Genomic DNA, 16,384 nt, shown 5'->3' with positions numbered 1-16,384 from the left:
AATGTTTAATTATGCAGATTGATTCGCAAGAATGGATTGCTTCATGAGCTCAATATCAAAATCCTTGGTGATTACAGCCTGTCCCAATTTCTTAAGTAAAACCAAGCGCAACTGACCATTTAAGACTTTTTTATCATGTGACATATAAGCCAGAAACTCATCTAATGGAATTTTTGGACATGATATCGGTAAATTGGCACGTTGAATGATTTTTTTTGTACGTTGCACATCTTCAGCTGAAATCCAGCCCAGGCGATGGGACAAATCTGCCGCCATCACCATACCTGTTGCAACGGCCTCACCATGCAACCAGGTTCCATAGCCTAGATAAGACTCAATGGCATGGCCAAAGGTATGACCCAGATTTAATAAGGCCCGCTCACCCTGCTCTTTTTCATCATTGGCGACAATCCTAGCTTTATGGGCACATGAACGATATACCGCCTCCACCAACAGGTTGGCATCACGTCCTACCAATGCATCCATGTTCTGCTCCAACCAGACCAGAAAATCCACATCACCCAGCAAGGCATACTTAATCACTTCAGCTAACCCAGCAGACAATTCACGGTCAGGCAAGGTATCGAGTTGCGCCATATCTGCAAGCACGACTTGTGGTTGCTGAAAAGCACCCAGCATATTCTTACCCAAAGGATGGTTAATCCCCGTTTTACCCCCTACACTGGAGTCGACCTGTGATAATAATGTGGTTGGCACTTGCACAAAATTCACGCCACGCTGAAAACAGGCCGATGCAAAACCTGCCATATCACCGATCACACCACCACCCAAAGCCAATACGGTACAATCGCGGTTAAAGCCAGCTTCAAGTAAAGCATCAAAAATCAGGTTCAAATGCTGAATATCTTTATATTGCTCCCCGTCAGGTAATATACATTGCGCGACCTGTTTATCCAAAGCAGTCAGTGCATCCACATAATGCCGCATATATAAAGGGGCTACTGTTGCATTTGAAACCAACATCACTTGTCGACCATGCAAATAAGGTTCAAGCAATACCTTAGGATCTAAATGACTGCCAATAAAAATTGGATAACGACGCTCACCTAATTCAACATGTAATGTTTGCATATAATTAAACCACTAAGAAAATCATTGAACGGACTGGGATAAAATAATTTGGAGAATCCGTTGTGCTAAATCACGTGCAGCACCCTGATTTGTTTCAATAATATGATGCGCAACTTCACGGTATAAAGGATCACGTGCGGTCAATAAATCTCGTAGTTTTTGTTCTGGATTTTCGACTTGTAATAATGGACGATTTTTATCACGATAGGTTCGCTGTAGCTGCAGTTCTACAGGTGTATAAAGATAGACAACAATACCACGTTGTTTAAGAAATTCTCGATTTGCAGATTGGGTAACAGCACCACCACCAGTTGCTAAAACCAGTGCAGAGCGAGCTGTTAATTCATTTAACACATTGGTTTCACGTAGCCGGAATCCTACTTCCCCTTCTTTTTCAAAAATCCAGGGAATGGTAGCACCTGTTTTCCGTTCGATCTCATGATCGCTGTCAAGAAAATCTCGCCCTAATAACTCCGCCAAATGCCGACCAACTGTCGTTTTTCCTGCTCCCATTGGCCCTACCAAATAAATATTTGGTAGGGTTTCAAACGCTTTGCTTGGCAATGCGCCACCTATATTCATTGCAACTATTGAAAATATATTAATGATTTCTGGTCAAAGTGTCATTAACAATTCTCGGAGTTACAAAAATAAGCAGTTCACGTTTATTTTCAGTCTTGGAATCACGACGGAAGAGCCTACCTATATATGGCAAATCTCCTAAGAATGGTACTTTAGTTTGTGCATTTTGGTTCGTCTGTTCAAAAATCCCCCCTAACACCACTGTTTCACCATTATCTACCAAGATATTGGTATCTATCTGGTTTTTATTGATCATAAGTTGGCCTGTTGGTGTTGAACCACCCACTGAATCCTTGGCAATATTCAGCTTCATCATGACCTTACCTTCAGGGGTGATGCTTGGTGTGACATCCAGTGTCAAGGTTGCATCAATAAACTCAGTTTTCGGTACCGCATTTGCACCACTACCTGTGGAGGATGAATAAGGAATTTGTGTACCTGATGAAATTTTTGCAGGCTGTTTATCTGCAGTCATCACTTTTGGTGTTGAAATCACTTCACCATAGCCATCTGCCTGTACAGCCGAAAGCTCTAGATCAAGCATAAAATCAGACAAGCTAATTAAACCAAAGGCGATACGACTTGCCCCTGGGGTTACAGCACCCAAATCCACATTGAGATTATCTGGACGTTCAATCTCATACTTCCAACCACCTCTATCATCATCTTTCTCAGGTTTTCTAAGATTCCATAATGTCGTATCACTACCACCAACCAATAAGTCACTATTATTAGTAATACCCTGTGAAAGTACGCCCCATTTCACGCCCATTTCTTTAGTGAAATCAGTACTTGCACTGACAATACGTGCCTCAATCATGACTTGCTTAACTGAAACATCTAATAGATCTATCATTTTGCGAATTTGATCAATTTTCTGAGATGTATCATTAATAATTAAAGTATTTGTGCGAGGATCTATTGAAACAGTACCACGTGGGCTTAATAAACCACCAGTTAATGTATCATTACTAATATTTGTGCTAGATGAATTGCCATTATTATTCGTATTACTATTTTTACCTTGAGTAATCAATTTCTCAATATCAACCGCTTTTGCGTAACTTAATTGAATATATTCAGTTTGCAATGGAGCTAGTTTAACACTCTGTGCAATTGCTTTAGCTTCTTCTTCTTCTGCTTTAATCAACTCAGAAACAGGTGCAATCCAAATTACATTCCCATTACGGCGTTTATCCAGGTTTTTGGTTTTTAATACAATATCCAACGCTTGATCCCAAGGCACATCCTTTAAACGAAGAGTAATATTACCTTGCACAGTATCTGCCGCCACCATATTGATACCTGTAAAGTCTGCAAGCAACTGCAATACACGACGCACTTCGATATCCTGAAAATCTAAAGAAATTTTATTCCCGGTATAGGTCTGTGCCTTAGTTTTAAGTGGTGATTTATCTTCAGGGCGTTTTAAGCTGATAGTAAGCTTATTCTCTGCTTGATAAGCCATATACTCATAACTACCAGTAGATTGTATGGAAATTACACCATTACCTTTATCATTATACGCATCAACACTAGCCACAGGAGTAGCAAAATCATTTGTATTTAAACGACGAGCTAAATGTGTTGGAATTTTATTTCCCATCGTCCGGACTATAATCTTACTGCCTTGCTGCTGTACATCGACAGGCGTATTGTTCCCCAACAAATCAATAACAATTAAACCCTCTCCTTGATTTCCACGCTGAAAACCAATATTTGAAACGCCTTGTTGTGGCTGATGAGATATAGCTGGAACATTTATTGCAGATGACCGAGCCGAATTAATTTTGAGAACGAACGTATTGCCCTCTACACGAGTAGTAAACGCACCTGCATCTTTTAAATTTACGATCACACGCGAACGTTGATCATCTGCAGCAACTTCTATAGAGCTTGCCTCGCTAGTTGAGACAGGAATTGAGGTTTGCTTTAGACTTTGCTGTGCCTTATCAAAATCCAGGATTAGACGGGAAGGTTGTTCAAGCTGATATGCCTGTGGTTGGGGAGGCAAGCCATTAAACATGATACGGATTTCCGTACCTTGATCAGCTAAACTCATCGGTACAATATTGGTCATACTCACTTGTGCTGATGCAACCTGTATCATTGCGACGGCAACAGCACCCATAGAAAACTGACGGAATGCATGATTCATGGTCTTCGCTTCCCCAAATAAAGAATCTTTAAACTGTTTTTTCATTGTTATTCCCTTAATCTTACGGTGCTGGTCCAATTAAAACGAGTGTTCGAGGTCTTTCCACATAACCCTCTCGTCCATCTGGCACAATTTCCACTAAATCGATCTGAGTTGGGCTAATTTTAATAATGCGCCCTTGATTCATACCCAAATAACTACCCACTTGAACACGCTCAATTTGTCCATCAGGGGTTTGAATTAAGGCAATTGTATCATTGGCTTTGCCACGCATACTACCTTTCATATTAAGAGATTCTAAAGCATAACTTTCCAATGGTTGCGGCTGGCGATTGAAGTTTGGATAAACTCGTTTACCTGCCATAATCTTAAGCTCAGCAGCCAAAGAACTCGGCATAAATGGGCTTTTTAACTGATGCGCTGCATAATTAAACAGAGGTACAGGTGTAAATATAGGTGCAGGTTCAATTGGCAAAGGAGGCTGATTACGAATTTCCGACATTTGCTGATTTACCGCATCAATTCGTGAATCACACCCACCCAATCCACCAATAAGTATTAAAGCAAATAAAATCTTATAATGATTCATTAATGCTGCCCTCCTTGTTCAGGTGAAGCACTAGTAGAGTTTGCAGATCCCGAAGATACACTTGCGCCTACCTGATCATCAACACCTACATAACGATAGGTTTTTGCTTTTACTGTATAATTAATAGCTGGAATATCAGATTTCTTTTGAGTATCCTCTTTTGCTTCAACCGTAAAATCATGCAGAGTAACAATACGAGGTAGTGCAGCAATTCCTGTTACAAAAGCACCAAAAGCATGATAATCACCTGTAGCCTCAATACTAATTGGCTGTTCAATAAAAAACTCTTGCTTAACTTCACTCTCTAAACGAATATTTTTAAACTTCAAACCAGAGTTCACACCAGTCAAGTTAATGTCTTCAACTAAACTTGGAATTTCAGTTTCTTTTGGCAACTGCTCCAATTGCTGATTAAAATTTGCTTCCATTTCCTGCAATTGTGTTTGATATTGCTGTAAATTACGCAGTTTCGAGTCTTTTTCCCTAAATTCATTCAGTAGACTCTGCTCTTTTGCTTGCGCATTCGCAATTGCTTCCAACTGTGAGTTAATCACCACAAAATAACCAAGCGCAAGTACAGCTAGGAAAATAAAAATCCAACAGGTAATTTTAACAGATGCTGGCCAGCTACCGTAATTGTTCATATCCAATGTATTGAACTGTTGGAAAAACTGCTCTACGGTCATATTTTTTTTCTTTGCAGCAACCTCTTGATTCAGTTCATTTAATTCATCTTGACTCATTGTGCCGCTCCCGTTGCTGGTGCTGCCGTTGGACCAGCTTCCGCAGTTGTACCTATTTCACCCAAATCCACGGTGACCACAAAGCTTCCATAGTTTTCCTCAACGCGGGGAACAAGGGAAGTTGCTGTTTTATTTTTATTTTCATCTGCCGCCAAAAAAGAATTCATAAAGGCATTACGATACCAAGGTGATGCTTCGAGATTACGCAATAGTTCAGCTACTGTATTTGGACTTTCCGCTTTACCCTCAATGGTAAACTTATCGCCCAAACGCGTGAATTTGGTCAGATACATGGTTGGAGGTGTGACACGTACCAACTCATCAACTAATCGCACTGTAATTGGCCGTTGTCCTTGCAACCCCTGAATCAACTTCATACGCTCGATAATCGCATTGCGGCGCTCTTGCAAGCCATCCAACGATTTTAGTTGCGTATCCAAATTTTGGTTGGTACTCACAATCAATTGATTGGCCTGTTCCTGATCACCCAGTTTCTGATCAAAATACACCCAACCAGAAAAGACTGATGCAACACCTAATGCAGCAACCCCAACACAAAATGCAACAAACTTTTTCTTTCGCTGTTCTCTTAGCTCATCACGCCAAGGGAGTAGGTTAATCTTTGCCATTAATCAAAACTCCTCAATGCTAGACCACATGCCACCATCAATGAGGAAGCATCATTTTCAATTTTTTTAATGTCAATTTGGGGAGAAAAACCCATTTGTAAAAATGGATTGGCGATCGTGACACGATAACCTAGTTTTTGTTGTAACAATTTTGCCAGCCCTGGGATATTTGCATTTCCGCCCGCAAGCAAAATATGGTCAATTTCATTAAATTGAGAAGAGGAGAAAAAGAACTGAAGTGAACGGGCAGCCTGTTGAACCACTGCATCAAGAAATGGTTCTAGCACTTCAGTATCATAGTCATCTGGCAATGTTCTTTCTTTTTTCGCACGACCTGCCTCTTCGAAAGACAAACCGTAGCGACTCTGAACATCCTGGGTTAATTGACGTCCACCAAATACCTGTTCACGAGTATAGATAATCTTGCCTTTCTGCATGACAGACAAGGTCGTCATGGTATGACCAATATCCAGAACACCAACGGTATTTGCTCCCATTGGCAAGGTGTCAGCGAACACGCTAAAAGCACGTTCCATAGCATAGCTTTCGACATCAGCAACTTTCGCGGCTAGACCAGCAAGCTCTAAAACTTCAACACGGGTGTCCACGTTTTCAGTTCGTGTGGCCACCAAAAGCACATTGACACGATTCGGATTTGCCAGACGGTCTGGCAAAACCTCAAAATCAAGACTAACTTCATCTAAAGGGAATGGAATATATTGCTCAGCATCCATACGGATTTGAACTTCTCGCTCCTCATCCGACATATCGGCATCCATTTCAATGATCTTATGAATCACCATTGAGGTAGGCACGGCAATTGCCACATGAGTAGTGTGAGGGTTCGCAAGGTTGATGACTCTTTCAAGTGCATCACCCACTGCTTCTGGATTGAGAATGCTTTTCTCCACCACACTGTTTTCAGACAGTGGCATCACGGCATAACTTTCAACCCAATATCTACCGTTCTTTACAGAGAGCTCTAATAACTTAACAGTTGTCGAACTAATATCGACCCCTACTAACCCCTTACTTGGTTTACGATATAACCTGAGCACAGTTCTTTCCTATTTATTTTTTTATCCCCAAAAGTACAACTCACTAATCTGTTTTGGTCTTTAATTGATACGGATACAATATCTCATCTAACAATCCGTATGTCTAAAGGATATACTGACCACAATTAGTTTGCCATTCGCTCTTATTAAAACTTACTTATTATGAAAAAGCTATCCAGTTCTGGTATTGTTCGCCCATTTTTTTTGATCCTTATTATTATCTTAGTCTCACTTCCAATGGGATTTTATGGCATGTATCTCTATCTAGCACCCTCATTGCCAGATATGAGTTCATTAAAAAAGGCACCTTTATTAAAACCATTGCAAGTCTATACGGCGGATAACAAACTCATTGCTGAGTATGGTGGCAAACTCTCTATCCCTGTGAAATATGAAGATATTCCTCCCACCTTTATCCATGCTTTTCTGGCTGCTGAGGACTCCTCATTTTTTGAGCATAACGGTATTAGTTTCAAGGGCTTGGGGCGAGCTCTAACTGAATCCGTGACAGGTTCAGATGTGCAAACAGGCGGTTCAACCATTACCATGCAGGTGGCAAAAAACTATTATCTAAGTCCTGAAAGAACGCTGAGACGCAAACTCACCGAGGTGTTTCTAGCCCGAAAAATAGAGCAAAACCTGACCAAGCAGGAAATCTTAAGTTCCTATGTCAATAAAATCTTTCTGGGCAAAAATGCCTACGGCATCGCGGCGGCGGCAAGAATCTATTACAACAAAAATATTAATGAATTAACTACAGCACAAATGGCAATGATTGCGGGTTTGCCAAAAGCACCCTCCAAATACAATCCTGTGGTCAATCCAGAACGGGCGCTTGAGCGGAGAAACTGGATTCTTGGACGCATGCTGCAATTGGGTTATATCAATCAGGCCCAATACCAGAAAGCTGTTGCTGAACCAATTAATCTCAACATGATTGACCGTTCCGTAAGCAATGTCTTTCCTTATGTGGGGGAAATGGTACGGTCTGAGCTGGTTGAGCATTTTGGTGAGCAGGCAATTGATTCTGGCTACAAGGTCTATACCACCATTGACAGTAACCGCCAGCGTTATGCAGAAGAGGCTGTTCAAGAGGGTCTGGAAGCATATGACCGCCGTCATGGCTGGCGCGGTCCTGAAGCGCATGATAAACCACTCAACCAGTTTATGGCCTATGCCAACACTTATCCCGCAGAAGTGGTTAAGGTCACTAATAATTCCTTTGACGCATTAATGCAGGATGGTTCCACAGTTACGGTGAATTGGTCAGGCATGTCCTGGGTAAGACCCTATCGTAATGCCAACAGTGTTGGGGGTGGTCCCTCAAATGCCTCTCAAATTGTAAAAGTAAAAGATATCATTCGCCTGCGTCCAAATGAGAACAAGAGCGTCTGGTCTTTGGTTCAGGTGCCTAAAGTTCAGGGACAATTGATTGCCCTCAATCCAAATAACGGGGCAATTGAAGCGGTGGTTGGTGGTTATAACTTCTATCAGTCCAAGTTTAACCGTGCTGTACAGGGCTGGAGACAGCCTGGTTCAACCATTAAGCCTTTCGTTTATGCACTTGCAATAGAACGTGGCATGACCCCATACACCATGGTGAACGATAGTCCAATCACCATTGGCAAGTGGTCCCCTAAAAACTCTGATGGACGCTATCTTGGGATGATTCCACTCCGTCGTGCACTCTATTTATCACGAAATACCGTATCAGTCCGACTATTACAAAATGTGGGTATTGAGCGCGCACGCCAACTGTTTATGGATTTTGGTCTGGAGGAGGAACAAATTCCGCGTAACTACACCATTGCACTGGGAACCCCACAGGTACTGCCTGTACAAATGGCGACAGGTTATGCCACCTTTGCCAATGGTGGCTATCGAATCCAGCCCCATTTCATCAAGCGGATTGAAGATGCCTCTGGCAAGGTGATTTACGAAACCAAGCCTGAATATGCCTGCATTCCATGTATTAATAATCCAAATGCCTATAATGAACAACAACCTGATGAAACTCAAAAACAGGAAGATGGAGACGTTAAGGAAATCACCAATCAAACTCTGGATGGTGCAACTGCTGCTTCTGAAACCCAAATTACAGCTACAGACACTGATAAAGCAAGCAAAAACAACAGTGACTATCGTCAGGCACAACGTATTTTAAAATCAAGCTCAGCCTATGACATGGCGAATATCTTACGTGATGTGATTCAGCATGGTACGGGTCGCGCCGCACTCAAAATTGGTCGTGATGACCTGGGCGGTAAAACGGGAACCACCAATGATGCCAAGGATGCCTGGTTCGCTGGATTTAATGGAAAACTGGTCGCAATTGCCTGGGTTGGATTTGACCAGCCACGGACGCTGGGCCGCCGCGAATATGGTGGTGTCGCAGCCTTGCCAATCTGGACCAACTTTATGGCGAACTCACTCAAAGATACGCCATCTGCCTGGGTACATCTGGACAAGGAGGCAAAAGAGCCTATTTCCCGCGATAAACTACAGGTCCAGCAAAATGAGGATCAAAAGGAATATCGTGCCTCTCCACCGTTGGCACGTCCATTGTACCGTCCAGCACCACCAGTGCCTGATCGCTCAGCACAAAATGACTTTTCAGACCTACCTGATTCAGCCTCGGGTGAAGAGCAAATCATGGTGCCAACCCGAAAACAGCCACCAGCAATGGGTTCCACGCCACAGAATCCTCCCCCTCAACGGGATCGGATTGAAAACCTCATCAATGAAATTCAGTAAAAGAAACAGGCCATCAAATTGATGGCCTGTTTCTTTTCTGGAAAACATAAATTTGAAACGCGGCTGTCACTGCAAAGTGCCGTTCCTGCTCAATCGTTTTTCGTCGTTCTGGGTTGGCTTTATATGCATAAGGTGTCATGGCAATAAGGTTTCTTAATGCCTGCTGATCCAATGACAAGGGTGCTTCAACAAGCTGTTCATGTTTTAATTCAAACTCGGCATCCAGCTGTTCAACAAATTTCTGCGGCTCGTGCAGGTTGACCTGTTCGAACAATGCCTCACGCAATGCATAAAGATGTCTTGGTGCAGGCGTGGCAATGATTAGATAACCCTCATCTTTCAATACCCTTGTAATTTCCTGCTGAGGAATGGGACTAAATAGGCTGCTACAGACATCAATCGAACGATCTTGCACAGGTAATATTGCCCCTGTCCCTACCACCCAGACTACCCGTGAATTGAGTTTTGCTGCCCTTTGCACTGCGGTTTTGGCAATATCAACACCAACACAGTGTTTCGTACAAGGCTGCATGGCATTGGTATAATAGCCCTCACCACAGCCAATATCCAGAACCGCTTTTGGCTTGAGTTGTTGCAGCAACTCCACCATCATCTGCTGTAAGGGCTGATAAAAACCAGCCTGTAAAAATTCTCGGCGTGCCAGTACCGACTCTGGCGTATCCCCTGGTGTTTTACTGTGTTTATGCTGGACCACATGCAGATTGACATAGCCCTGTTTGGCCACATCATAATGATGCCCTTTTTCACACTGCCAAGAATTTGCGACCAAATTCAATGCTTGGCGACAAACAGGACACATCAATACACTCATCTATTTTCTCCAAACATAAAAAAAGCTGGTATTCACCAGCTTCTCTCTTGAATCATGGCTTAACGTAATTTTAACGTCATTAGTCCCAACACGACCAGGAAAATGGTAATAATCCAGAAACGGATCACCACCTGGGTTTCTTTCCAGCCCTGTTTTTCATAATGGTGATGCAAAGGCGCCATTAGGAATACACGCTTGTTGCGCATCCGTAAGGAACCAATTTGCAGGAACACCGAAACCGCTTCCATCACAAATACACCGCCCATAATCGCAAACACGATTTCCTGACGAACCATCACTGCAATCGTACCGAGCATCGCTCCCAGCGCCAAGGCACCAACATCACCCATAAAGATTTGTGCAGGATGGGCATTGTACCAAAGGAATGCCAGACCAGCACCCACCATGGCAGAACAAATCACCACCAATTCTGATGTATATTTCACATATGGAATATGTAGATAGTTGGCAAAACGGATGTCACCTGACAAATAGGCAAACACACCTAGACCTGCCGCAACCATCACAATCGGCATAATCGCCAGACCATCCAGACCATCGGTGAGATTCACCGCATTGGATGCCCCGTTAATCACCAGATAGGTAAAGCCAATAAATGCCAATCCTAATGGAACAGCCGAAAGTGGGATGGAAAGGTTTTTAAAGAAAGGGATCAGCAAATCCAGCATATTTGCAGTATGAACAGGATTATCCTGCTGTTTTGCAATGATGTATAAGGCAATACCTGCCCCTAATGAAGCAACTGAAGTCCAAAAGAATTTTTTGCGTGCAGGTAGACCAGCATTATCCTTATAACGAATCTTGATCCAGTCATCTGCCCAGCCTACAGCACCAAATACCACCATGACACCTAGAACAATCCAGACATAGGGATTGGATAAGTCCGCCCAAAGCAGAGTACTGATCCCAATCGACAGGAGAATCAGCACCCCACCCATGGTCGGCGTACCCATTTTCTTGGCATGGTTTTCAGGGGCAAATGAGCTGACTGCCTGACCATATTTTAGTGCCTGCAATTTGCGGATCATGATTGGGCCAAGCACCAAACCAATCGTCAAGGCAGTGAGGATGCTGAGTAGCGAACGCAGTGTTAAATAACGAATCACCTGAAATGAGCTTTCATAGCCCGCCAGATGTTCAAATAACCATAACAACATTTAAATTTTCTCCATCAAGTCAGCCATCAGCGTTTCCATATGGGTATAGCGCGACCCCTTGAACAGGAAACTGATCGGCTGTGCGGATTCGCCCAATCCGTATGTTTGGACTAAATTAACTAAAAATGGTAAAGCGTCTGCCTGTGTTGCAAATGCGTGTAACTTTTCTGAATGCGCCGACCCCTGCTGGGCTGCCGTGGCAAACTCACCCACCACGACCAAATGGTCTAACGGCAACGCCGACAGGTCATGGCCCAAGTCATGATGCTCCTGCCAACTGCTGTCACCCAGTTCGCCAATATCCCCCATCACCATGACTTTTAAGCCCTGCTGCTGCAACAATACCTGTGCTGCTGCACGCATTGAGGTTGGATTGGCATTATAGGTGTCATCAATAAATAAACAATGTTGCTGCTGAATGAAATTCAAACGGCCTTTCGCTCCCTGCGCCTGCTCCAGACCCTGGACAATATCATCAAGTTCGATACCAATCGCCAAGGCAAAAGCCGTTGCCGCCGCCGCATTCTGCACATTATGCGCCCCTGCAAATGGCAGGCTCACTGCTCGGCTACCTTGCGGCGTATGCAGGTTAAATTGTGCGGACTGTGGATTAAGCTGAATTTCGCTTGCATACACATCACCGCCCTCGCCAAAACTCAGAATGGGGTGATTATCTGCATTTTGGCGAATGGTGGCCGTGAAATCATCATGTGCAGGGACAACTGCGGTACCATTCGGCAAGATATGTGTGTAGATTTCTGACTTGGCACGGCAAATTCCATCACGTCCACCAAACTCACCCAAATGTGCTGTTCCAATATTCAGAATCCCAGCCACATGCGGTTGCACCAGATTTGAAGTGTAATCAATCTCACCCTGATGACTGGCTCCCAACTCCATCACTGCATACTGGTGTTCTGGACGCAGCTCCAGCAACATCATCGGCACACCCAAATCATTGTTTAGGTTACCCCGCGTAATCAGGGTGGGTGCTAAACGCGACAGGATACTGCCCAGCATTTCCTTGGTGGTGGTTTTGCCACTACTGCCTGTGAGGGCAATCACCTTGAGCTGCGGATTCTGCTGACGGCGATAGGCGCCAAGCTGCCCCAAGGCCACACGGGTATCTTTTACAATCAGTTGGGCAATATCCGCATCAACTGGCCGCTCGACAATGGCGATCTGGCAACCCTGTGTTGCCACTTGCTTTACAAAGTCATGCGCATCAAAACGCTCGCCCTTTAATGCAAGGAAAGCATCACCCTCTTCCGCATGACGTGAGTCAGTCAAAATTCGCTTAATTTCCCCTTGAGGGATCTTATGCTGATGCCATTCACCCTGAGTTGCCTGTTGAAGTTGCTCTGCGGTCCAGGGAGTGAGTGGAACGGTACTGGTGGTTGAGGTATGCATGATTTTTATTTACCTTTTGACCCTATTGTGCAGGATAAGCCGAATCTACAGAATGTGACTGTGCAGCAAGCGCTGACTGTACTTCCACCACATCATCAAACCAGTGACGGACCCCATCAATTTCCTGATAGTTCTCATGCCCCTTGCCTGCAATCACCACAATATCTCCTGCCTGTGCATGTGCCACCGCAAATTTAATCGCTTCACGACGGTCATGGATTTCATGCACAATATGATCAGCAAAATCAATTCCCTGTTTCATATCTGTAAAAATCTGTTTAGGATTTTCAGTACGCGGGTTGTCTGAAGTCAGCATCACAGGGTTGGCATGATCCAGTGCGGCCTGAGTCATGAGGGGGCGCTTGCCACGATCACGGTCACCGCCACAGCCAAATACTGCCCAAAGCTGTCCAGTGACATGCCGTTTTAAGGTGGTTAAAACCTGAATCAAGGCATCAGGGGTATGCGCATAATCGACAACAAATAAGCGGTCAGCATCCTGTATCACCTGCATCCGCCCTGGCGCACCCCTGAGCTGTGGTACAAACTGCACCAGATCAGCCAGGGCAAAACCTGCATATTCTGCTGCAATCAGGCTCGCCAATAGGTTTTCAACATTAAAATGTCCAAGCAGTGGACTTTGAACTGTATAACGACCTGCTGGGCTAATAAGCGTAAAACCCGCCCCACTCAAACGGTATTGCAAATCGGCAATATGATAATCGGCATTTGTTTGAGTCAGGGAATAAGTCAAAATTTTTGGCTGGGATGGATTGGCTTTGGCTGCATCCAGCATGAGACTGGAATGGGTATCATCCAGATTAATGATAACGGCTTTTAAGCTTGTAAACCTGAACAGCAAAGCCTTTGCCGCAGCATAGGCTTCAAGTGTGCCATGATAATCCAGATGGTCACGGCTTAAATTGCTATAAACCGCAATTTCAATCTCACAGCCATTTAAACGGCCTTGCTCCAGACCATGTGAACTAGCTTCAAGTGCAACAAAATTGGCACCCTGTTTGGCATAGTCATGCAATGCGTTCTGCAACTGCAAGGCATCTAAAGTGGTATGTGTTGATGGCGTAAGGTTTGGCAGAATGCCATTGCCTGTTGTTCCCATCACTGCACAACCTTGGTCCTGCGAGCTAATCAACTCGGCAATCAGGCGTGAAATGGTGGTTTTACCATTGGTGCCTGTGACTGCAATTCCACGCAGCGCTGTTACAGGATCGACTGCCTGTAAATATTGCTTCTGCCATTCACCCATTAAATAACGGACTTCGGGACAGACCCATTCATTTGCAAGACCTAGATCTGTTTCACTAATCACCGCCAATGCACCCGCATTCAAGGCATTCTCAGCAAGTAGACGTGTTTTTTCAGGTTGGCTATAACTGTTTAAGGCAATAAAGATTTGCCCTGCTTCAACCTTACGGCTATCCAGACAGAAGCCTTTAAACGGTTGTGTATACCAAGCCACATCTATGCTGATTTGATGTATCTGTTGAAAACTAATCGACATAATCTACCTACGGATTGGGTTTTGTGGGGTATCGAGTGGCTTATCCAGTGGAACATTGAGCAGACGTAAAGACTCCTGCATCATTCGCGCAAACACAGGTGCGGCAACCAGACCGCCGTAATAACGTCCCTGTGGATTTTCCACGACAATGATCATGGCCAAACGTGGATCACTAATCGGTGCAACGCCAGCAAATAAGGCTCGGTACTCATTACTGGAATAGCCTTTACGGTCTGCACGCAACTTGTGTGCCGTTCCTGTTTTACCCCCCACGCGGTAACCAGGAATATTGGCCTGGGTCGCTGTTCCGCCTGGCATGGTAACCTGCTCCAGCATCATCAACACTTGATCGGCAATTTTAGGATCAAGCACCTGTGTACCCTTAGGCGGCTGATCCAGTTTATGCAGGCTTAATGGTACTTCCACCCCATGGTTTGCCAACATGGCATAACCTTGCGCCAACTGCAAAATCGTTGCACTTAAGCCATAACCATAAGCCATCGTCCCCAATTGTGATAGATTCAACTTATCACCTGAGTACAGCAGACCTGCACTTTCCCCTGGAAATTTAACATCTGAACGATGACCAAAACCCACTCGACGGAAGAAAGAGGGTATGGCATCTTTAGGCAAGGACAAGGCTAATTTGGCTGACCCTACGTTCGAAGATTTAACGATAATGCCTGTCAGGGTCAAGGCGCCATAGTTATGGGTATCACGAATCGTATGCGAACCCAAACGCATCGAACCTGGTGAAGTGTTGACAATGGTGTTCGGCGTATATTTGCCACTTTCCAATGCCGCCGCAACCGTAAACGGCTTCATGGTTGAACCCGGCTCAAACATATCAATGGCACCACGGTTACGCATCGCGTCCTTATTGGAAAGCCCATTTTTATCATTCGGGTTATAGGACGGCCAACTGGTCATTGCCAGAATTTCACCTGTTTTCACATCCACCGCAATCGCGGTTGCGGAACGTGCATTGTTTGCCACCCCAGCGGCGGTCAGTTCACGATACATAATGTACTGCAAACGTGAATCAATACTCAGGGTGATATTTTCGCCCGATTCAACTTCCTTAATGACTTCTGAAACTTTTAAACGGTTGCCTTTTTTATCCCGAATAATTTTTTGTTCGCCATCCAGTCCTGCCAGTTGCTTGTTCAACTGCATTTCCAGTCCCTCAATCCCTGTTCCCTCACTATTGGTCAGGCCAATAATCTGGGCATTGGGCTGGGGTTGCGGATAGTAGCGTTTATAACTTTTTTCCGCGTAGACACCCTGAAAGTTACGCTTAACAATTAAATCGGCCTGTTGCGGTGGAATTTCTTTTTGCAGTACCAAATAGCGTGACCGTGGACGATCATTCATCTGCTTCTTCAAACTTTGGCGATCAACACCCACAGCATCCGCCAATTCATCCAGATTCAGGTTTTTATCAGGCAACTGACGTTTTAATTTACGACTGGTCGGGTCTTTTTTGAGCTCAGCCATCGTTTCATCATAAAGCTGCTTGGTTTCCCAATAATCCCTTGGGTCGATGACAATCTTCATAATTGGGGTGCTGATCGCAAGTGGCACGCCATGACGGTCACTGATCACCCCACGCATTGCCTCTAAACGCTCAGTCCGCAGAATATTGGCATTGGCCTTGTTCTGCAAGAAATCCTTATTGACCACCTGTACATAGAAAGCACGCGCCACAATCACCACAAAGCACAGCAGCACCGTTCCCCAAAGCAAGTAAAATCGCCACATATCCAGCGCAAGGGTGGGTCTTTCCGAAATGGACTGCTGTTTTTTTCGTATTGGTTTGCTTCGCTTATCTGCCATA

General features: G+C 44.4%; 13 protein-coding genes. 1 reads left to right on the top strand and 12 read right to left on the bottom strand.

Translation table 11 applies throughout. From position 1 onward, the window contains the following. Window positions 1-9 precede the first annotated feature (9 nt). The 7 genes from aroB to QLH32_RS12385 all read right to left on the bottom strand — a co-directional run bounded on the left by aroB (window position 10) and on the right by QLH32_RS12385 (window position 6,851). The gene (aroB, locus tag QLH32_RS12415) at window positions 10-1,092 is read right to left on the bottom strand and encodes a 3-dehydroquinate synthase (RefSeq protein ID WP_283266469.1); all 1,083 of its coding nucleotides are present in this window, start codon (window positions 1,090-1,092) and stop codon (window positions 10-12) included. Between the two features lie 21 nt (window positions 1,093-1,113). Then, a complete protein-coding gene (gene aroK / locus QLH32_RS12410; RefSeq protein ID WP_283266468.1) occupies window positions 1,114-1,674 on the bottom strand; it encodes a shikimate kinase AroK in 561 nt (186 codons plus the stop codon). A gap of 19 nt (window positions 1,675-1,693) precedes the next feature. Further along, the gene (locus QLH32_RS12405; protein WP_283269333.1) at window positions 1,694-3,832 is read right to left on the bottom strand and encodes a type IV pilus secretin PilQ; all 2,139 of its coding nucleotides are present in this window, start codon (window positions 3,830-3,832) and stop codon (window positions 1,694-1,696) included. 61 nt (window positions 3,833-3,893) lie between these two features. Next, the gene (locus QLH32_RS12400; RefSeq protein WP_283266467.1) at window positions 3,894-4,421 is read right to left on the bottom strand and encodes a pilus assembly protein PilP; all 528 of its coding nucleotides are present in this window, start codon (window positions 4,419-4,421) and stop codon (window positions 3,894-3,896) included. Further along, window positions 4,421-5,164, bottom strand: a complete 744-nt coding sequence (locus QLH32_RS12395; RefSeq protein ID WP_283266466.1) for a type IV pilus inner membrane component PilO — start codon at window positions 5,162-5,164, stop codon at window positions 4,421-4,423. The genes QLH32_RS12400 and QLH32_RS12395 overlap by 1 nt, the downstream gene beginning before the upstream one ends. After that, window positions 5,161-5,793, bottom strand: a complete 633-nt coding sequence (locus QLH32_RS12390; RefSeq protein WP_283266465.1) for a PilN domain-containing protein — start codon at window positions 5,791-5,793, stop codon at window positions 5,161-5,163. The genes QLH32_RS12395 and QLH32_RS12390 overlap by 4 nt, the downstream gene beginning before the upstream one ends. Then, entirely contained in the window at window positions 5,793-6,851 is a 1,059-nt protein-coding gene (locus QLH32_RS12385) for a pilus assembly protein PilM (protein ID WP_283266464.1), read from the bottom strand. The genes QLH32_RS12390 and QLH32_RS12385 overlap by 1 nt, the downstream gene beginning before the upstream one ends. A gap of 162 nt (window positions 6,852-7,013) precedes the next feature. On the opposite strand from QLH32_RS12385, the gene ponA reads away from it, so the two are divergent. Beyond that, complete coding sequence (gene ponA, locus QLH32_RS12380; RefSeq protein ID WP_283266463.1) at window positions 7,014-9,605, top strand: penicillin-binding protein PBP1a; 2,592 nt, start codon at window positions 7,014-7,016, stop codon at window positions 9,603-9,605. A gap of 13 nt (window positions 9,606-9,618) precedes the next feature. On the opposite strand, the gene QLH32_RS12375 is transcribed toward ponA, so the two are convergent. Genes QLH32_RS12375 through ftsI form a run of 5 tightly spaced genes read right to left on the bottom strand, consistent with a single transcriptional unit; the run spans window position 9,619 to window position 16,383 of the window. Then, window positions 9,619-10,437, bottom strand: a complete 819-nt coding sequence (locus QLH32_RS12375) for a putative RNA methyltransferase (RefSeq protein ID WP_283266462.1) — start codon at window positions 10,435-10,437, stop codon at window positions 9,619-9,621. Window positions 10,438-10,496: 59 nt separating this feature from the next. Next, window positions 10,497-11,615 carry a phospho-N-acetylmuramoyl-pentapeptide-transferase gene (gene mraY / locus QLH32_RS12370; protein WP_283266461.1) on the bottom strand — a complete coding sequence of 373 codons (1,119 nt, stop codon included), beginning with the start codon at window positions 11,613-11,615 and terminating at the stop codon, window positions 10,497-10,499. Then, complete coding sequence (locus tag QLH32_RS12365) at window positions 11,616-13,025, bottom strand: UDP-N-acetylmuramoyl-tripeptide--D-alanyl-D-alanine ligase (protein WP_283266460.1); 1,410 nt, start codon at window positions 13,023-13,025, stop codon at window positions 11,616-11,618. A 22-nt stretch (window positions 13,026-13,047) separates the two neighbouring features. After that, window positions 13,048-14,547 (bottom strand): UDP-N-acetylmuramoyl-L-alanyl-D-glutamate--2,6-diaminopimelate ligase, encoded by a 1,500-nt coding sequence (locus QLH32_RS12360; protein ID WP_283266459.1) that lies wholly within the window; start codon window positions 14,545-14,547, stop codon window positions 13,048-13,050. A gap of 3 nt (window positions 14,548-14,550) precedes the next feature. Next, a complete protein-coding gene (gene ftsI / locus QLH32_RS12355) occupies window positions 14,551-16,383 on the bottom strand; it encodes a penicillin-binding protein PBP3 (RefSeq protein WP_279958707.1) in 1,833 nt (610 codons plus the stop codon). Window position 16,384 lies beyond the last annotated feature (1 nt).

This window comes from Acinetobacter corruptisaponis, from assembly GCF_030053775.1.
Classification (GTDB): Bacteria; Pseudomonadota; Gammaproteobacteria; order Pseudomonadales; family Moraxellaceae; genus Acinetobacter; species Acinetobacter corruptisaponis.
This window is presented reverse-complemented; position numbering and strand designations above follow the sequence as displayed.